The sequence below is a fragment of the Mycoplasma sp. 'Moose RK' genome (genome assembly GCF_015708155.1).
GTDB lineage: Bacteria > Bacillota_I > Bacilli_A > Mycoplasmatales > Metamycoplasmataceae > Mesomycoplasma.
Genome location: NZ_JADDYD010000001.1, coordinates 743,976 through 764,350 on the forward strand (window position 1 = coordinate 743,976; position 20,375 = coordinate 764,350).

Genomic DNA, 20,375 nt, shown 5'->3' on the forward strand with positions numbered 1-20,375 from the left:
CAAAAAATTAATTTTTTGTCTGTAAGTTATAATAAGTACGAATTTGAGAACTAAGTTGTTCGTCCAAAGGTTTTAAAAAAGTGTAACTAATTGAGTATCTTCCCTCATCAACATTTTCTTCAGTGGGAAGGTTGCCATGCAAAGTTTGCGTTTTTTGCTGAGCCAAATAAATATTTAAAGCTCGAAGTGATTTTTTCTCACTTGTTTCAGTTTGAATGTTCTCACTAGTTAGATTGTTAGGATCAGAAATAATTTCGCCTTTTTTGTCAATAAACACATAAATATCTTCGCCATCTTCAGCTTCACGGACGACTGCAACTTGGTCGTTAAAATAAAATTTTTTGAAAAATTCAAAGGATTGATTGAATGCTGGTGTGTAATTGATAAAATCAAAATTAGCCAAAAATGGTAATGATTCGTAATCAAAATTAAAACCTTTTCCTGCTTTGGGTTGAAAAGTTTCATCTTCTGAATTTTGCAAAAAAGCAAAATTCACTTCTGATTTAGCAGCCTGAATTATCTTGTTGAATTCAAAATCTTCACCTTTGAAAATCGCCTCATACAAAGATTTATAAACTTGGTCAGTAAGTTCGGGTGAAGTGTCTTTCAAAATAATTCAGCCATCCAAAAGAGTTAAATTATTTTTTGGACGAATAATTGCAACTGTATTTTCCTCTTCAAGTTCTTCATAATTATCCTTGGAATAATGGGCATCTAAAGCATCGCCATTGTATAAAAAACCAACATCTTGGTTCAAGGAAGGGTCAATTACTGAATTTGCTAAGTCAAGTCCAGATGTTTTAAAAACATTGTGACGCAAATCAAAATAATCAGAACCAGAAATTTCACCAATATATTTAATAAATCCGTCAACTAAATCTTTATAGTTTTTTTCGGTTATTTTTGTGCCATATTGATTAATTTTCTCACTTCCAACAAGCAAATTATCGCGCATTGCCTCAGTTCATTCAAAAAAACTATAGCCGTTTTCTTGCAAAGTTTTACCAATTCCAGCAAGACTTTGGTCAGGAAATTTAAGCCCCTTTTCTTGAATTGAAGCCCGCAAAGCGGGAGTTCAATTGTTTTGAAAGTCTCTTAAATTTTTCCTTTTTCCACCAACTTCATAATCACCAATTGTGTAAGCAATTACTTTGTCCTGTGTGTAATAAGGGATAAAAAATTCCCAAAAACGGTCCTTAATTCCATCATTGTCAATATCCAAATCTTTTGTTGAATCATTGGCATTTTTCATAAATTGATCATACTTGTCAATGTGTTCAACAATTTCTGGGCGAAACATTTTTTCAAAAGCTTTTCTTTTTTTGTCAATAAAAGCCTGTTTTTCTGAAAGTGAAAAAGTGTCGTAATTTGCTGGTTTTGTGAAAACTTTTGTCAACTCTCAAGTTGGAAAAAGTTTTGCATAGTCAATTTTTTGTAATTTTCCCTTTTGTGCTAAACGTGCAATTTGGAAATCAGAACCAACACCTGCAATTGTACGATTATCTTCAATTGCTTTTGTAAATTCACTAACATCACCAAATTCGCGATAATTAAAATCTTGATTAATTACATCACGCCCAAAATCAGAAATATAGGACTCATAATTGTAAATTACAGGTTTAAAAGGTAAATAGCCTTTATAAAAAGATGCAATAAAAACAACACTAACTGCAGAAAGTGGCGCTGTAATTCTTAAGAAAATCTTTGCTAAGCTTTTTTTCATCCTTGTTCCTTTTTGTTTTTATAATAAATTCAAAATAAATTGGAAATTATGAGTAAAAACAACATAATTGTTCCTAGCATTAGCGCTCAAGTTTTAAAAGTTCCTTGATACAACAAAGTCCCAACTGTTTGTGCGTTTGAAGTTATTTTTGTGATAATAAAATCATCAAAGGAAAGAAAAACTACAACAACAAAAGTGGAAATTGCTGCAAGCGACATGTGTTTTAAATAAATTGAAAATCAAGCTCTTAATTTTGAATAGCCTAAATCCTGAGCTGCTTCATATAAACTTAGAGAAAATTTTTCACTTTGAGGATACAAAAATAAAATTCCGTACGGCAAAGCCATTATAATATGAGAAATTATTGCACGAAAAAGCCCTTCATGCGCTGCGGAAAGTGACCCAAAAAGGAAACCTAAAAGTGTCGCAAGTGCAACTGCAGTAATTACATCCGGATTAATAAGCGGAATATTTGAGGACATACTCACATAAGTTTTTACAGTTTTATTTTTTTGACGTCAAAGGGCGAAAACTGTCAAAAGTGAAATTGCCACAACTGCAGTTGCTGCAAAAAATGCAATAATTAGTGAGTTAATTAAAGCTGAAAGAAAACTTGTTTTTGTGAATTCATCAAAGGCTTGAAGAGTAAATTTATTTCAAGTTGCAGAGACGAACCCTTTTTTTGAAGGTGCATTGAAGGCTAAAACTGAACCAACAATGATTGGAATGTAAAAAATTATTAGCAAAAATCAAATGTATGATTTTTTCAAAATCTCATGTTTTTGGAAAAAATCTACTATTTTAGTCATGTTTAAATCCTTTAATTTTCATAATAACTACTGGTGTAAGTTGAATTAGTCCATAAATTCCAACAAAAATCAAAAGTGTCACAAGAACAAGTGATGAAACTCTAGCAAGGTCAAAAGGATTCGAGGTATTTGCAGAATTATTGATTAAATTTCCAATTAATTGGTTTTGTGAACCATTTGGGAGTAATTTGTCAGAAACAACAATTGAAGTTGCCGCCATCAAAAAAACAATTGCAAACCCAGAAGTTATAGCGCGAAAACTATAAGGAATTACGACTTTTAGCAAAACTCAAAAACGGTTATAACCTAAATCAGTGCCAGCTTCAAGTAAATTTTTTGGCATATCACGGAAAATTGTGTAAAGTGGAAGCACCATAAAAGGGAAATTAAGGAAAACTAGCCCTAAAATCATAAAATAATTATTGTTTAGGTCACCTTCATCAAACATTGCTAAAAATAATGCCCGAAGTGCAAATATTTTTGCAATTGTAAAAATGATTAAAGGTGAAACTATCAATGAAAGTGCATAAATTTTGAAAATTTTTGACTTCGAACTAGCAACTATAAATGCATAAGGAAATGCTAAAAGCAGACAAATAAAACCGCAAATTAGTCCTACAAAAATTGAACGACCAATAATTTGTCAAGTTGTTCGGTCTTTAATCAACAGGTGATTGTCAAAATCTTGTCCATTTGTTGAAAGTGGAGTTACTGCTTTTACAAAAAGAAGAATTAGGGGAATAATTATTAAAATTAGTGAAATAAAAAAGTATGGAATAACGAGACTGATACGAGGATTAAGAGATTTTTTTAAATTTTGTCAAGTTTTATCAAAAAAACTAGCTATTTCCATCTTCAATCTCCATTAAATGAATCGCATCATCGTCTCATTTTAGAAATACTTCAGTGCCAGTTGCGTAAAAATCATTGGTCTCAACATGAATAATTTTATTTCCAACTTTAATATCAAGTCAATAATATGAGCCTTTATAAATAATTTCAATAACTTTTCCTTGAAAAAATCCAGAATTTAGGTCAATGTCAATGTCTTCTGGTCTGATTAGTGCATCCAATTTTTGTCCTGGTCCAAATTCAGTGTGAATTGTGAAAAGTGATTTTCCAAGAATTTCAACTTGATTTTTTTTTAAAAATTTTGCTTCAAAAAAATTGGAGTCACCAATAAAATTCGCAACTCATTTGTTAACAGGAAAATCATAAATTTGTTTTGGATTATCATATTGCGCGATTTTTCCGTTGCGAATAATTGCGATTTTGTCTGATAATTGTAGTGCTTCGTCTTGATCATGAGTGACAAAAATGAAGGTTAGTGCGAGTTTTTGTTGAATTTTTTTAAGAAAAACTTGCATTTTTTGTCTGATTTTTGCATCTAGCGCAGACAAAGGTTCATCTAAAAGTACAATTTCTGGTTCAATAACAAGCGATCTTGCTAGCGCAACACGTTGTTTCATACCCCCTGACAATTCTGAAATTGCACGATTTTCATTCCCAGTGAGGCCAACAAGTTCAATAATATCCTTGATTTCTTTGTCAATTTCGGACTTTGTGATCTTACGAGTTAAGTACTTTTTTTCAAAATTTTCCACTTTTGTGAAAACGTAATTTTCTCAATTTGAGTATTTGAAGTCAGAATCATCAAGTTTATCTTGAAGTTTTCTTCTTGTTTTTGGATCTAAATTTTGATTTTCAAGCTGCATTTCTAATTCATTTTGCAGTTTTATTAATTCTGAAATTTTAGAATTTTGCTTTTTGAGTCAAGTTTCCTTTAATTCAGCAAGTTTTTTCCATGTTGAATCAGTAATCTCCTCCTTGTTTTTTTTAATTCTTTTTAGTTTTAGTCCAAATTCAATGTTTCCGCGAACTGACAAATGTGGAAAAAGTGCATAATCCTGAAAAATAGTTGCTGTATCCCTTTTGTGTGCCGGAATGTCCTTAATATCAACGCCATTAAACTTAATTTCGCCACGAGTTGTTCACTCAAAACCGCCAATTAGCCGCAAAATTGTTGTTTTTCCAGACCCTGATGGGCCCAAAAGTGTAACAAAATCACCTTTTTTGATATCCAAATTAATTTGATCTAAAACTTTTTTATCGCCAAATTCTTTGTCAACATCAACAAGTGAAATAATAATTTCACTTTTTTCAATGCTATTCATCTAATAATTTCCCCTTTTTCTAAAAAATTGAAATTTAATTTAAGTAAAAATATGAAAACTTCATTTTTGAAGAAAAATCTCTTCTCTAATGAAGAATAATGGGAAATCTATCAAAAATATCAAGTGTTGCAGATTCCAAGAAAAAAGCTGCATCATCAAAAAGAGATGCTTCAAATTTATAAAGGTTTAAAAAATGTAAGTAAATTTTCTCGAAATTCATTGATAAAACAAAATTATATTATAATTTTGTATTTTTCAAAAATTTTAAATTTGTTCTTATTTATCAAACAGCAGCAATTTTGAACTATTTATGGTCAAATATTTAAAAGAAAATCAGTTTTTTAAGAATTTTATCTTAAAAATTAAGAAATTAAAATGAAAAGCTGTTTAAATAAAATTTAAACAGCTTTTACTTCGTTTTCACTAAAAATTAAAACTTCCACCTTCGATGCATAAACAAGACCTGATTTTAGCTCAAAATTTTTTGAAATTTTACCGGTTTTTGCAAACAAAATTGATGGTTTGATGACTCCCGCAAACGGCGTAATTCCAAACTGAGCGACACGGTAACCAATTTCAGTCATAACTGTAACAGCATCAAATTCAGATTCAAAAAAAATCCCTTTAGGTGTAAAGATTTTAAGATTAATTTTTTGCATTTCAGCCCATTTTTTTTGCTTTTTCTAGTGCTTGCTCAATTGAGCCAACATATAAAAATGCTTCTTCAGGAACATCATCATATTTGCCTGACAAAAGTTGATCAAAATTATTGACAGTATCATGAATTTTGATAAATTGCCCTTCAATCCCGGAAAATTTTTGAGCAACAAAAAATGGTTGAGACAAAAAGTTCCTGATTCTCCGAGCACGAGTGACAACTTTTTTATCCTCTTCACTAAGTTCATCAATCCCCAAAATCGCAATAATATCCTGCAGTTCCTTAAATCTTTGCAAAATTTGCACAACTTGTTTGGCGACTCGATAGTGCTGTTTTCCCACAATGTTTGGTTCTAAAACTCTTGAAGATGATGCGAGCGGATCAACAGCAGGGTAAATTCCAAGTGCAGCAATGTTTCTGTCTAAAACCGTTTTCGCATCAAGATGCGAAAACGCCGTCGCCGGCGCTGGGTCAGTAATGTCATCAGCAGGCACATAAATTGCTTGAACTGATGTGATCGAACCCTTAATTGTTGAGGTAATTCGCTCTTGAAGTTGCCCCATTTCAGTTGAAAGTGTTGGTTGATAACCTACGGTTGAAGGAATTCTTCCTAATAAAGTTGAAACCTCAGAACCGGCTTGAGTAAAACGAAAAATGTTGTCAATAAAAAGCAAAACATCTTGATGTTCTTGGTCACGAAAATATTCGGCCATTGTGAGTGCAGAGAGCGCAACACGCATTCTGGCACCTGGAGGTTCATTCATTTGTCCAAAAACAAGGGCTGTTTTGTCTAAAACACCTGCGGCTTTCATTTCAAAGTAAAGATCATTTCCCTCACGCGATCTTTCGCCGACACCTGCAAAAACAGAAAGTCCACCGTGTTTTGTGGCAATATTATTAATTAATTCCTGAACTAAAACAGTTTTTCCGACACCTGCACCACCAAAAAGGCCGATTTTTCCACCTTTTGCAAACGGAATTAAAAGATCAATCACTTTGATTCCGGTTACTAAAATTTCACTGGTTGCTTTTTGTTCTAAATATGTTGGCGGACTTGCATGAATCGGCATTCTTTGATTTTCATCAATTTGTGGTCCATTGTCAATTGGTTCACCTAAAACATTGAAAATTCGTGACAAAACTTGCCTTCCAACAGGAACTAAAATTTGCGAACCTGTGTCGATGACCTCCAAACCTTTGGACAAATTAAAAGTCATTGACATCGCAATTGCACGTACAATTCCTTCCCCTAAGTGCTGGGCAACTTCAAAAATAATCTTTTGGCCCTTAATGTTAATTTCAAGTGCTGAAAGAATTGCAGGCATATGATCGTTTGAAAATTGAACATCGATTACGGGGCCAAAAATTTGGACAATGTGACCAACATTTGTTTGTTTTTTCATAAATTTACCTTCTTTTTCTACATTTTTCCACTGATAATTTCAATAATTTCTTGAGTTATCATTGCCTGACGACTAGAATTTATTTCGATTTCAAGCTTTTGAATTATTTCAAGAGCATTTTCAGTCGCACTTTCCATTGACGCCCGTCGAGCTGAAGTTTCAACAAGTTTTGCTTCAATAAAAAATTTTTCAAGAATTGCCTTAATGTAAAAAGGGAGTAATTTTTGAAAAACTGCAGTGGAATTTGGTTCAAATTCAACACCAAATCCTTCATGTTTTACGATGCTTTTTGGAAAATCAAGCAAATTGTGAATCTCTGGTTTTGAGTGAATTATATTGACAAATTTATTGTAGCAAATCAAAATTTTTGCGAATTTTTTATCCAAAATTGACTGATGAATAAAGTTTGCAACTTTTAAAATTGGTTCTGAAAAATTTGTTTCTTCAATTCCTAAATAACTTTGAATTATTTCTTTTTCATGTTTTTGGATAAAAAAATTATATGCTTTTTTACCAAAAACAATAATTTCATCACCCTGTTTGAATTCAGAAAGCATTTTTTTTAAAACTAAATTATTAAGGCCACCACAAAAACCAAGGTTTGAACTAAAAACAACAAAAAGTTTTTTTGATGAATTTGTTTGCACAAATTCATCAACTTTTGTTTCAAGGTTTTCAAGAACATTTGCAAAAATATACTCCAAATTTTCAAAATATTCTTGTGCAAGTTGAAAATGACGTTTGATTTTTGGAATTTTTGCATTTGCAATCATTTCCATAACACCAGTCATTTTTTTAATATTTTGAATTTGAATAAATCTTGCCCGAAGTCTATTTAATTTTGCCATTTTTTAACTATTTTTTCTTTTCCTATTTTATTAAAAAACATGCCCTGAATTAAATTTTGAAATAAAATCTGTAAAATTTTGTAGTAAATTTTGAAAAATTTCACCTTCAATTGCTTGATTGTGATTGAATTTTTCTAAAATTTTTTTGATTTCATCATCAGAATCAAGGAATTTTAGAAATGAAATTTTAAATTCTGGAATTAAATTCAAATCCAATTTATCAATTAAATGTTCGCGAATTAAAATTAAAAGCATAATTTGTTGATTCTGTGAAAGATGTTGTTGATTTTCTTGCTTTAAAAGTTCATAAATTTTATTTCCACGTTCGAGAATTAATTGTGAGCTTGCGCCTAAATCAGACCCAAATTGAGCAAAAGCCTTTAGCTCATTATACTGAGCTAATTCCAATTTTAGTGTTGAGGATGCTGATTTCATAGCCTTATTTTGAGCTGCTGAACCAACACGGGACACTGATAAACCAACGTCAATTGCTGGTTTTTGCCCTGAATTAAACAAACTATCGCGCACAAAAATTTGTCCATCTGTAATTGAAATCACGTTTGTAGGGATGTAAGCTGAAATATCACCAGCTTGAGTTTCAATTATTGGCAGTGCAGTGATTGAACCGCCTCCTTTTTTATCTGAAAGTTGTGAAGATCTTTCAAGTAGATAGGAATGTTGGTAAAAAATGTCACCTGGGAAAGCTTCCCGACCAGGTGGTCTGCGGAGAAGAAGTGACAAAGTGCGATAAGCAACAGCGTGTTTTGATAAATCATCATAAACTATCAACACATCTTTCCCTGCATTCATTCAATATTCGGCAATTGTTACTCCGACATAAGGTGATAAATATTGCAATGGGGAAAGTTCGCTAGCTCCAGCAGAAACGATTGTTGTGTATTCCAAGGCGCCTTTTTTTTCAAGAAGGGCAACAATTTGGGCAACACTGGAATTTTTTTGGCCAATTGCAACATAAACACAAAAAACATTTTTTCCTTTTTGATTCAAAATAGTGTCAATTGCAATTGTTGTTTTCCCTGTTTGTCTATCACCAATAATTAATTCACGTTGCCCTTTGCCAATTGGAATTAGCGAATCAATTGCTAAAATCCCGGTTTCCAAACCTCTTTGGACACTTTTTCGGTCCATTATTGAGGGCGCATTTGTGAAAACCTCACTTTTAATGCTATAATCAAAATCGCCTTTTCCGTCAATTGGTTTGCCTAAGGCGTTGACAACTCGTGATAAAAGTTGATCACCAACTGTGACTGAAATTACAGATTTAGTGCGTTTGACAATTGAACCTTGAAAAACTGAGTTTTCATCACCCATGATGACAACACCAATCAAATCTTGTTCAAGATTGAGAGCAATACCGAAAACATTGTTTTCGAATTCAACTAATTCACCAAGTTTGACTTTTTCAATTCCGAAAACAAGAGCGACACCATCGCCAACCAAAACGACTTTTCCGATGTCGTCGTTTTGGACTTTTGTTTCAAAATTTTCAATTTCATTTCTGATCAACGCAGTTAGATTTATGTCTTTATTCATGATAAGCGCCTTATTTTACGGTATTTTTCTTTGATTTAGTTTGTAAAAGTGTTTGTCTGAGCGACTTTAGTTGTGAATCAACTGAATTTTCAAAAATGTGATTATCAACAATTATTTTGATTCCTGAAATAAGATTTGGATTTATTTTTTGTGTTAATTTGACTTTTCTTTTCAATTTTTCGCCAACTTTTTTCTCAAGACGAGAAATAATTGTGGCAGTTAAAGGAAAAGCGGTCTCAATTTTTCCAAAATCTTGACTTAAAAAATGATTTGCCTGAGTAATAAAACTTTTTAAAATGATTTTGAGGTATGAAAAAACATTGTTTTTTACGACAACTTTGAGAAAATTTGTAAATAATTTATCAATTTTTTCAACAAAAATTTTATCAATTAAGTCAAATTTTTCCTGTTTTGAAATAAAGTGTGAGCCAAAAATTTTTAGCAATATTCTTTGTTCTTGAATGATTTCAAGAACAAAGAAAGAGTCAGTTAAAAATTTATCGACTGAGTTTTGGGCAACTGCAATTTCTAATAAGGATTCGGCGTAATTATGGAAAATTTTTGGATTAATTGTCATTTTTTAGAGAATTTTTTCCATTTTTTGAACTAATTTTCATCAGAATTTCCTAAACTAAGTTCTTTTTCTAGATCAATAAGCAATTTTTTGTGCAATTCTTCATTGTCTTTTTTTTGTTTTATAAGGTATTTTCGACTAATTTCGACAGCGATATTAATGATATTTTCTTGATTTTGGACATTAATTTGATTTTGATAATCATCAATTATTTTTTGACCATCCTTGATAATTTTTTTTGCTTCAATTGATGCATTTTTTTTAGAATCTTCAAGAAATTTATTGGCTTCAATTTCACTTTTTTCTTTCATTTCAACACAAATCTTTTTTGTAGCTAAAAGTTGATTTTGTGCCTGTTCTTCGTGATTTTTTGCCTCTTTTTGAGCATTAATTGTTGAATCAATTTGGTCTTGAAAAAACTTTTTTCGAGCAGCAATATATTTCTTGATAGGGCGGTAAACAAAAAAAGTGACAACTGCAAATAAAATCAAAAAACTAAGCAAGGACGCTGAAAAAACATAGACATTTGGTAAAATTCCACCAAATAAATCGCCCAAAGATTTGCTAAGATTTATCATAGTTTAAGTATCCCAAAAAACAAATTAAAAATAATTAACTACGCACAAAAATTAAAATAAATGCAATTAAAAGCGCATAAATTGCACTAGTTTCAGAAATTGCAGTTCCAATTATCAAAATACGAAATGCCTGTTTTTGCACTTCGGGGTTGCGACCAATCGCTTCGATTGCTTTCCCAACAGCAAAACCTTGACCTGCCCCAGTTCCAATCACGCCAACCATTGCAATTCCAGCGCCTAAAAGCGAATACATCTTTGGGTCAGAGGTTGTTATAGCTGTAGTTGTTGAATCCTGAAAATTTTGGACAACTTGTTGTGAAAAATTAATAATAGTATTCATGAAATTTGCTCCTTTGCTCTTATAAATTATAATTGAAAATTTTCTTTAATTATATTGAATTTCTTTTGCTTTTTCTTGTTCAGGTTGCTCGTTTATTTCCATTGCTCAATATGATACACTTAAAATTACAAAAATAAACGACTGAATTAACGAACCAACAATGTCAAAATAGACAATTAATGGCGGAAAAATCAGGATAACAGGTAAATTAAAATCACCAAGCGCGCTCAGCGGAGTTTGTTGATAAAGTCATTGGAGTCCTGAATAAATAACCAAAAAAAAGACTGATCCTGAAATAAGATTTCCATACATTCGAAATGAAAGCGAAATTAAAGGCGCAGGAGCGCCAATTATTTTTAGTGGATTTTTTGCAAAATCAACAAGATAATATCATTTATTATATATAGCGCCAACTACAAAACTTCCAATTCATGTTATTAAACCTAAACTTAAAGTCACAGAAATTGAAGTCGAAATTGGTTCCAAGCCAACGACTGACAATAAATTTCCCACTAGAAAAAAAGTTAAAAGTGAAAAAAAATATGGTTTAGTTTTATTTAGATAACCATCACCTGAGGTTTTAACAACATCGTCAATGAAAAGAAAATAGGATTCAACAAACATAACAATCGACGATGGAGGTTTGTCAACCTTTGATTTTTTAATGTGAAAAAAAATAACAATTGATAAAATTGTGACAAAAAGCAACAAAATTAGTAATGTGAAAACTTGTGTTTGATTTCATCTAGAAAAAAAGTCCATGCTTCCTCAATTTTACTACTATTTTTTTGAAATTAAATTAATAATTATAGCACTGAATGGAAAAATAATATAACCAAAAGTAAATGAAAAAATATTAATTGGGTAAAAAAAATTATTTAGAGTGATTTTTTGGGTAAAAATTTTGAAATTAGTGTTTATAAAAAGTATTAAAATTAGAACCATTACATGAACAAGAAGCATCAACATAAATAATATGAAAAAGTAAAAAAATGAGTTTAAGTTATATTTTTTGCTAAAATTTTTTTTTATTATTGAAAAAATAAAAAATTTTGAAAAAAACAACCATGAAACTCCAAAAAATGAAAAAAATCAGCCCAAAATTAGTGAATAATCTCAAATTGCTACTAGACTAAAAATTAACGCAAAAATAAAAAATAATTTTAAGTAAAAATAAAAAAAATGTTTCATTAATTTATAATTTTCCATTTTGTTTTGAAAAATTATAATACTAGTTTAATTTTTTTTATATTTTTTATCATAATTAGCAATTTTATAAGTTTTACAATTTGGAGTCAATGATTCCAAAACCAAAATATCATTTTAAATTTGTCTATAAATATTATTTTCAATTGTTTTGAACAAATAATATTTGCATTTTTTTTGAAAACAAAAATAAGCTTTAAAACTAAAAAATAGCCATTTTTGGTTTTTGAGAGTTTAAAAATCTCAAAAAGAACCTATTTTTAATTCTTTTCTGGCAACTAACTCGTTAAGGATTTTAATGAATTTTTAAAAGCTGTATCAGATATTGTGTTGTCTGAAAATTTGTACTCAAATTGAGTGAAAAAACGAAATAAAAGTTCAGTTTTAGATGATTCTGATGAGTTTTCTTCATCTTTATTACCCAATATCAATTTTATTTCCTGTGTATTTGTACTACTTGAAGTTGTAATTTCAATTTCTTTTGATTCATTTAGAGAAATTTGTTGATTTTTTGAGGTTGAAATTTTAAATTTGGTTTTATGATTACTTCCAGTTGAATCTGTTGGAAAATAAGCAAGCAAAAAGTCTGTAAAATTAGTTTTTGATACTGGTAAAACAGCAATAACGTTGTTAGTTTCATCAGACATTGTGTTTTTTTTGCCAAAACCAACTACTCAAAGTGGTTGATCATCAGGTAAATTTTGTTGTTTTAATTCATCTTTTTTAATTTCACTTTTTGAAGAAACTTTTTTTATTCAAACAACCTGATCTTCCTGATTTGGCGGTGTAGAATCTTGTTTACTTGAAAAACTAAGAACTACTTTGCTTTTGCCATTTTCTAAATTATTTTGTAAAGAAAAAGCATAGAAAAAGGGTTTTTCCTTGTCAAAATTAAAATCTTTAATCTCGTTTTCACCATTTTTGTACCCAAATTTAAGTGGTTGCTTGCTTAAATTTGGGTATAAAAATTCTGGAGTTTGAGAAATTTCGATATTTTTTACAGGGGGAGTTGAATTAGAGTTAATAGGGTTCAAAATGATCTGTGGATTTGTAATTGATTTTAAATTTGTAATATTTTTTGGATTAGAAACAGATTTTTCGCCCAAAAAATTAAAACCACTGCTCCCATCAAAAAAGAAAGTTGCTGAATTCTGTTTTGCAACTAAAAGTGCTGGAGTTGAAGCAGCAAAACCAACAATTTTAATAATTTTTTGGGCTAGAATTTTACTATTTTTATCATGAATTATAATTTCAATTGCTAATTCATGATGCAAACTGTTAAAAAATAAATTGTACTTGACACCATAAGAAAAAATTTGTTTGGAGTTGGTGATATTATTCATTTTTGCAAAAATTCCAGCAAGAACTTTTTCTGGAATTTTATTTGCAGTATTATTTTTTCAGCTTGGAAATTCAAGCATATTTTTAAAATATTCCTCCAACCATTTCGCAATTGCTTGGTGAGTTTGGCTGTCATAACTTGGTGCATCTTCAAAATTTATGATTTCATAACCACTGCTAGTGTCTTTATTTTCCCTAAACGTCAAAAAAGCAGCATTAATTGACCTTAAATTGTTAATTATTTCATTTCCATTTAAATAATTAAATTCTTGCTTAACAAGAAAATAATCATTTTGATCAATAGCAAAATCTAAATATCTCTTCGGAAGATTTTGGAAAGGGTTTAAAGTAAAAACAAAGCTGAAAATTTGTGAATTTTTTTCACTTTCTGTATTCTCACTTTTTTCAGCTTGAAAAAGTTTAATTTGGTTTTTTCTAAAAAAACCAAAATTTTCTGATTCATTTATATTTTTAGAAGAGGAATTTTCAACATTTTTATTGGTTGAGGTTTTAGGTGAAGTTGGTTTTTTAGGATGATCTTGTGGTTGTTGAATTTCTTCTGTTTTTTCTACATTTTTTTCACCAAAAGCAAGTTGAACAACAATGTCAACTGTGCCCAAACGGTCCATTTGGTTGTCTGCTGCAAAAAGTTTTAGATTAAAATTTGGCGCTGAATTTGTGAAAAGTGCATTTAATTTTGAAATGTCAAAATATGGATTTAGATTTTCTTTGCCAATAAAAAATTCAGACAAAGTGACATTTTTTCCGACAATTTCTGCCAATTTTTCATCTTTTAAAACAATAAAATCATCTTGATTTTTTAAGAAGTTGCTAAGAAAATTAGCAACTTGATTATAATTAATCAAATTTAAAACTTTTAGGTCAAAAGAGCGAATTTTTTGATTTTTTTTGTCAAAAAGGTTAAAAGAAACTCACAAATTACCACTGGAGTCATCAAGATTTTTAAAAATAATGTCACCGTTTTTGTCAGTTTGAAAGTCAAAGCGAGTGTTAGTTGGAAAATTAATAGTTGTATCATCAACGTCAACTATGGAAAAATTTCCAAATTTTTCCATAGTTTTTAGGGCGTTTTTTGTAATTTTATAGTCTGAATTTAAAGCTTTTTTGAATGAAAGTGCGTTTCATCTTTCAGGAATTTCCACAGATTTTAGGACTAATGCTGATTTTTGCTGATCCAAGTTAAAATCAACAAAATGAACATCACCTTTCCCAGTAAAACCCCTAATTGCGGCAACTTGTGTATAAACTTTGTTTGTAAATTGATCATGCGCGGTGAAAAGCACGTTGGTCAAATTGTTATTGACAACTTTTGTAGTTAAAGCATTGTTATTTTCAACATCTTTTTTGTTAATAGGTGTAATATTTAATTTTAAAAATGGAAATCTTGAACTAAAATTTGCAAGGTTGAATGCATAAATCAAACGAAAATTTGACTGTGGATCCTGGAGTAAATCAAAAATTTGCTGAGCTGAATATTTGCTAAAATCTTCATCAATTTCTAATTGATTAACAATTTTAGCAAATTCTTGATTTGATAATTTAATTCCTTTTTGATTGACATCAGAAGTCTTCAGGTCACGCAAAGCGACACTTTCAAAATATTTTTTTTCAAAACGATTGTAGGCCAAATAGGAAAAACCAATGATTCCAGCAATAATAAATGGCCAAGTTGCCATGATAAAAAGCGCTTTTTTATAAGAAATTTTCTTGATAGTCTTGTTTTTTTTCATTTTTTTCACCTAATTTCTTCTTAAGACAGTGTTTTTTTTGACAACTGTGAAAACTAGCGGATATTTTGACTCTGATTGCTCTGGTTTGAACTCTGGAAGTCCATTTTTTAAATTTGGGCTTTGTTGAGAAGAAACTGCTGGTGAAGTTGCTGGTGAAGCTAGGCTTGCTAAATTTGTAGGTTGTGAAACATCTGTTGCAGGTTTAGGTTCTGTTTTTGGAGGTTCAGCTTGAGTTTCTTTACAAATAATATTTGGAAAAACTACTTTTAAGGATTCTGAATAAGTCAAATGTTTTACAGCAAATCTAATTTTTAAATTACCAAAAGCATCAGTAAACACGCTATCTTTTTTGTAAACAAGAGCATTTCCGGCAAGAAAAGGGTAAATTTTTATAAATGCGTCAAAACCAAATATTTTTTTAAAACTTATCAAAGTTTTTTCATAATCCTTGTCTTCACTGGAAAATTCAGCCTTTAGAACTTCATCCGCTTTTTTATTAAAATTGTGTCCAGTTGCAAAATTGGAATCATCAATTTCCAATTTTCTAAGAAATTGTGGAAAATTAAGCACTTTCAAATCTAATTCATCGTTTTTGTTTTTGGCTTTTTCATCAGAAAAAACTTGCAAATTCAGTGATTTTATTGGTGTTCGAAAGACAATTTTGTTGTAATTTTTATTACTAAAAACATAATAGTAACCTAATTTGAATGACTCTGAATTTGAATTTTTTGACAATGTTGAAATAGAATTTTCACTTTCTTGAGATTGGTTTTTCGCTTTTTCATCAAACAAAACCACTTTGTTCTGTTTGAATTCTGACACTGAATTTGTAATTGCAACATCAGAATTTGAAATTGAAGATGGTGTGTTTTCTTGAATTTTTTCACTTTCTGATTCAATGGATTCTTCCTTATGTCCAGGATTTGATTTTTCATATGATTCGCTTTTTGAATTAGAAAAAGTGACATCATCAACTTTTTCATCATCTCTATTTGGAACAAAAACAATTTTGTAATCAAGATCGCTGGCAAAATTGTCAAATTGGCTTACAAAATAATTATTTTTATAAGTTTGTTGAAACAAACTCACAAAATCATCAATTAAAAAATCGGAATTTTCCTGAGATTTGTCAATTTTTTTAATTGCTTGAACTAGTGGGTATATAGCAGAAATTGAATGCAAATTTCGTAAATTTTCAGAAATTTGTTCAAAGACAGTGAGTTCAGGAGATTTTTCATCAGTAGATTTTTCATCAGTGGATTTTTTTTCACTTTGTGCGGATTCTGTATCTGAATTTTCTGCAAAGTTAGATTCATTAACATCTATTGTTAGGTCGTTTTTTGCAGCAAGAACTGCTACTGTTTTAGGTTCTGGTGAGGGAGTTTCAGGAGTTTCTTGGTTATTTTCTGGCAAAGCCTGTTCAATTTCAGTTGTTTTTTTAAGATGTAGTGAATCAAAAAAAACTTGAAGATATTTTTTTTGAGTTTGATTATCCAAATTTAAAAGATTTTTGCTAAAAGAAAAAAATTCAAAATTATTTTGAAAAAAAGGCTGAATTATTTGACCATTTTTGTCAATTTTTTCAACTAGTCCTCGCTTAGAAAATTCTTCCAAAGTAGGAAAATCATAGTGCGAAACTCAAGAATCTAGAATTTCCTTTTCAGGAAAAGTGACATTAAACTTGGTGCTGTCAGTCAAAATATTATAAATTTTTTCATTATTTTTTACGTTCAATAATTTTTCTAAGTCAGATTTTGCAACAGGTTCGAGTGATTCAATGATTTTTTTGTTTTTTTCAGCTGAATTTTCACTGAATTTTAAATTTACAATTGGAATTGCTTCAAAATTGGCTGGTTCAAAAACAGAAGCAGTTTGTGATCCAGAGTTCTTGAAATTTCGTAGCAAAATATGAGTCTGATTTGTTAATTTAGCGTTGTTTTTTTTATCCAAGGGATAAAAAATTTCCATTGGAACTAAAATAAATGCTGATTTTTCATCAGATCCAAGCTGAATTTTGTCAACCAAAATTTGGTATTTGAATTTGGCTTTTATTTGCTGATCTAAATCACTAAATTCACCAAAATTCAATTCCAAATTTTTGTTAAGAAAAGAATCAAGCACTTTTTTGGCCTCACTTGACGAATTAAGGCTTAATTCTTGACGATATTTTAGTAATTTATAGACTTTAAAAATTGAAAATTGAGAAATATCAGTCTTGTTTTCAGAAGAATTAGTGGAAAATTCTTTCGCTTGTGGCGAATCTAATTTTGGCATTTTGATGAAAAATTGCGGACTTGCAAAGGCTGATTTATTTGTTGATGAATCAAAAAGTTGAAGTGTAAAATTTTTTGTAGCACTAGTGTTAAAACTTTTTGGAAACAATTTTTTTGCTTCATCAGTAAAACTAATTTTTCCAGTTAATTCAAGGATATCTGAATTTAAACTTGAGGGTTTGACTCAATTATTTTCTGAATTTTTTAGTAGTTCAATTTTGTAAGGATAGATCAATTTTCCTTGATAATTAATGCTGAAATTCCTGTTTTTTAAAACAGAATTAAAATCAAAATTGAAAAAATTCATAATTTTTTCAATCACTTTTTCAGCAGTTGACTCTGAATTTACAAAATGCGCGAAATCAGTTGAAAGTCAAATGCTTGGACGACTTTTTATTTTATTTTCATGTGAAAATGGTGTAATATTTTTTAACTCAATTTCAAGTGCATGATAAAAATTTTCCAAAAAAAAGGTAGAATTAGTGTTGATTCCGACCGTGTCTTTCAAAATATCTGACTGAATTATTCTCGATCCATTCATGGATTTAAGAACAAATTCAATTTTAAATTGCTGATTTGCATCATCAGGTTCAATTTTAGTAAAATCAGCTCAAATGCCACTTGGCAACTTGTAGGGCTGTAATTTTTTGTTTTCGAGGTGAAAAAAATCAAAAAAATCAGCATTTTTTTCCTTATTTTTCACTTCTTTTCACTTTTCCTTGACAGAAGAATAAGTTGAAAAAGGGGAAATTTTTTGTGAATTAAAACTGATAGAATTAATTTTTTTACCCAAACGATTCAAAATTTCAACAGTATTTTCATAAGATTTATTTTTAAGTTGCGCCATTCCATAAGAAATTGCGACTGAAATTCCGAGAGTGGCAAGACCGGCAAAACTTAGTGAAAAAATCATTAAAATTCTCGACCTTTTTGAAATAAAGGTATTTTTTTGAAATTTTTTAATTATTTTCATAAATTATCCACCCGAAATTTGCTGTTATTTAATGCGATTTGTTAAAATCTTGCCAACAATTGCGCCGTCACTTGAAGCAGTCACAATTTGGCGAATTTCCTTGGAAACAACGTCGCCAACTGCATAAATGCCTGGAATCCTTGTCTGACCATAGTTATTAACAGGGATGAAACCAGCTTTGTCAAGCGAACCTTGATGATTTTTTTTCATGAAATTAGTTGCCGGTAGGAAACCAATATAAGGAAAAAGCGACCTAATTTCCAAGGTTTTTTCAACACCATTTTGATTAATGATAGCTCGTTCTAAACCTTCGTTTCCTTCGAGTTTTAAAACTCGAGTGTTGAAAAGAATTTCCAAATTCTTGTTCTTTTTTAAATCATCAATCAATATTTGTTCAGCATTAAATTTATCATCTCGAACCAAAAGATAGACTTTTGAAGCAATTGATGCCAAAAAACTTGATTCTTCAACAGCAGAATTTCCGCCGCCAATGACAATTGCAGGTTGATTAGCGTAAAAAGGGCCGTCGCAAACAACACAATAAGAAACGCCTTTCCCCTCAAATTCAAAGTAATTTTCGATATCATTTGGTTTTCGTTCAACCATACCTGAAGCAACAACAACTGCTTTTGCAGTGAAAATTTTACCATTCTTGCAAAAAACTTTATGGTCAAATTCAGATTTTGTTTCAATGTAATCAACGTCACAAAAGCGGTGTTTAGCGCCGAATTTCAAGGGATGTTTGTACATTCTTAGGGCTAAGGATGCGCCGTCAATTAGTTCGTCTCCAGGTCAATTTTCAATTTTTGATTGTGAAACTAATTTACCACCAGGCGCTGCTTTTTCCAAAATTACCACACTCAAATTTCCGCGAGCTGCGTAAAGCGCAGTTGTAAGCCCTGCCGGACCAGCGCCAATAATTACCACATCATAATCATAATTTTCCATATAAAAGTCCTTTAAAATTTTCCCTATTATATTATAATTCAAGTCAAAAAAAGTAAAAAATTAAATATTTTTGTCCTCAATTTTTTGTGACAAATCTTGAACAGTAACTGTCTCTTGAGACGATCCTTCTAAAGCAAATGTTGACAAATTACGGCTTCAGCGTGTTCAAGTTAGCCCAAAATTATGCTTTTTTTCCTTAGTATATCGGGAAAAATAGGCAATTTTTAAGCGTTTGTTTTCAATTTTTAAATAATAATTTGTAAAAAATTGGAATCGAATTACAAGAATAATACCGAAAATAATCATGAAAATTGCAATTAAAAAATAATATAAATATGCTTCTTGTCGTAAATATTCCATTGATGATCGCACGATTCCATAATATAAAATGTACAAGGCGCCAGTTGTGCCTGGTTTTAATCAAGAAAATAAATTTAAAATTCAAACTAAAATAATATATCCAAACAATGAAGCTAAAAATTCATAGAAAAATAGCGGAACTCTCAGTTGACCATTTGGGGCAAATTGATCACTAATAAACATATTTTTACGAATATAATCTCCAAGTCAGTTAACACTTGAACCAGTCGGATCAATGAATCCATAAACCTCATGATTGGTAAAATTACCTCAACGACCGATTGCTTGACCAATTAAAACTGCAGGCAAAATGAAGGAAAAAGCCTTTCTTCAGTCAAATTCACGACGGCGATAATAAGCATAAATTAGGTTGGCGATTGTTGGAAAAATTACACCTCATTGGATAGAAAGACCACCTGCTCGAATATTTCATCAAGTATTCTTAATAGAATTAAAATCACCAACAACAATTCTTTCAAGAATAAAGCCAAAGCGAGCTCCAATAATTGAAACTGGAATTGTAATGGCAACTAATCAAAAAAAATGATCAGATTTATAACCTTCTCTTTTCCAGAAAAAATAGATTGTGATAATTGAAGCAATCATTCCCAAAACAATAGTAAGAGCATAAATTGGCACCCAATCCTGGATAATTCAAAAAGCTTCACCCTCTTTGAAAGGACGGACTTTTTGAAGATCAGCCGGGATTGGCGCTGTTCCAGTCATGGCAATTTCCTCCTTTATAAATTAATAAATTATATCATTTTTTGAAATTTTTAGGTGGATTTTAAAAATATTTTCTTAAAATCAAACAATTTTTCATAAATTTTTCCACTTTTTGAAGAAAAAAATAAACTAAAAT

General features: G+C 30.3%; 16 protein-coding genes. All 16 read right to left on the reverse strand.

What is annotated here, in order from left to right:
- Positions 1-7: 7 nt before the first annotated feature.
- The 16 genes from IM807_RS02810 to IM807_RS02885 all read right to left on the reverse strand — a co-directional run bounded on the left by IM807_RS02810 (position 8) and on the right by IM807_RS02885 (position 20,239).
- Positions 8-1,723 (reverse strand): hypothetical protein, encoded by a 1,716-nt coding sequence (locus IM807_RS02810; RefSeq protein WP_196363021.1) that lies wholly within the window; start codon positions 1,721-1,723, stop codon positions 8-10.
- Positions 1,708-2,532, reverse strand: a complete 825-nt coding sequence (locus IM807_RS02815; protein ID WP_196363022.1) for an ABC transporter permease — start codon at positions 2,530-2,532, stop codon at positions 1,708-1,710. The genes IM807_RS02810 and IM807_RS02815 overlap by 16 nt, the downstream gene beginning before the upstream one ends.
- Positions 2,525-3,385, reverse strand: a complete 861-nt coding sequence (locus IM807_RS02820; RefSeq protein WP_196363023.1) for an ABC transporter permease — start codon at positions 3,383-3,385, stop codon at positions 2,525-2,527. Before IM807_RS02820 ends, IM807_RS02815 begins: the two co-directional genes overlap by 8 nt.
- Positions 3,372-4,706: an ABC transporter ATP-binding protein gene (locus IM807_RS02825; protein WP_196363024.1), complete on the reverse strand. Its 1,335-nt coding sequence runs from the start codon at positions 4,704-4,706 to the stop codon at positions 3,372-3,374. The genes IM807_RS02820 and IM807_RS02825 overlap by 14 nt, the downstream gene beginning before the upstream one ends.
- Positions 4,707-5,104: 398 nt before the next feature.
- Entirely contained in the window at positions 5,105-5,365 is a 261-nt protein-coding gene (locus tag IM807_RS02830; protein WP_196363025.1) for a hypothetical protein, read from the reverse strand.
- Positions 5,352-6,767: a F0F1 ATP synthase subunit beta gene (atpD, locus tag IM807_RS02835; protein ID WP_196363026.1), complete on the reverse strand. Its 1,416-nt coding sequence runs from the start codon at positions 6,765-6,767 to the stop codon at positions 5,352-5,354. Before atpD ends, IM807_RS02830 begins: the two co-directional genes overlap by 14 nt.
- Before the next feature lie 17 nt (positions 6,768-6,784).
- Positions 6,785-7,615, reverse strand: a complete 831-nt coding sequence (gene atpG, locus IM807_RS02840; protein WP_196363027.1) for an ATP synthase F1 subunit gamma — start codon at positions 7,613-7,615, stop codon at positions 6,785-6,787.
- A gap of 30 nt (positions 7,616-7,645) precedes the next feature.
- Positions 7,646-9,169 carry a F0F1 ATP synthase subunit alpha gene (gene atpA / locus IM807_RS02845; RefSeq protein WP_196363028.1) on the reverse strand — a complete coding sequence of 508 codons (1,524 nt, stop codon included), beginning with the start codon at positions 9,167-9,169 and terminating at the stop codon, positions 7,646-7,648.
- A 10-nt stretch (positions 9,170-9,179) separates the two neighbouring features.
- A complete protein-coding gene (locus IM807_RS02850; protein WP_196363029.1) occupies positions 9,180-9,746 on the reverse strand; it encodes a F0F1 ATP synthase subunit delta in 567 nt (188 codons plus the stop codon).
- Positions 9,747-9,775: 29 nt separating this feature from the next.
- On the reverse strand, positions 9,776-10,321 hold the full coding sequence (locus IM807_RS02855; protein WP_196363030.1) for an ATP synthase F0 subunit B: 546 nt from the start codon (positions 10,319-10,321) through the stop codon (positions 9,776-9,778).
- 34 nt (positions 10,322-10,355) lie between these two features.
- Positions 10,356-10,661, reverse strand: a complete 306-nt coding sequence (locus tag IM807_RS02860) for a F0F1 ATP synthase subunit C (protein WP_196363031.1) — start codon at positions 10,659-10,661, stop codon at positions 10,356-10,358.
- Between the two features lie 45 nt (positions 10,662-10,706).
- Positions 10,707-11,423: a F0F1 ATP synthase subunit A gene (locus IM807_RS02865; RefSeq protein WP_196363032.1), complete on the reverse strand. Its 717-nt coding sequence runs from the start codon at positions 11,421-11,423 to the stop codon at positions 10,707-10,709.
- 722 nt (positions 11,424-12,145) lie between these two features.
- Positions 12,146-14,959 (reverse strand): P110/LppT family adhesin N-terminal domain, encoded by a 2,814-nt coding sequence (locus IM807_RS04400; protein ID WP_196363033.1) that lies wholly within the window; start codon positions 14,957-14,959, stop codon positions 12,146-12,148.
- Positions 14,960-14,968: 9 nt separating this feature from the next.
- On the reverse strand, positions 14,969-18,205 hold the full coding sequence (locus tag IM807_RS02875; protein ID WP_196363034.1) for a P97 family adhesin: 3,237 nt from the start codon (positions 18,203-18,205) through the stop codon (positions 14,969-14,971).
- Positions 18,206-18,229: 24 nt separating this feature from the next.
- Positions 18,230-19,153, reverse strand: coding sequence for an NAD(P)/FAD-dependent oxidoreductase (locus IM807_RS02880; protein ID WP_196363035.1), 924 nt, complete (start codon positions 19,151-19,153; stop codon positions 18,230-18,232).
- Between the two features lie 60 nt (positions 19,154-19,213).
- Positions 19,214-20,239 (reverse strand): prolipoprotein diacylglyceryl transferase, encoded by a 1,026-nt coding sequence (locus IM807_RS02885; protein ID WP_308699294.1) that lies wholly within the window; start codon positions 20,237-20,239, stop codon positions 19,214-19,216.
- Positions 20,240-20,375 lie beyond the last annotated feature (136 nt).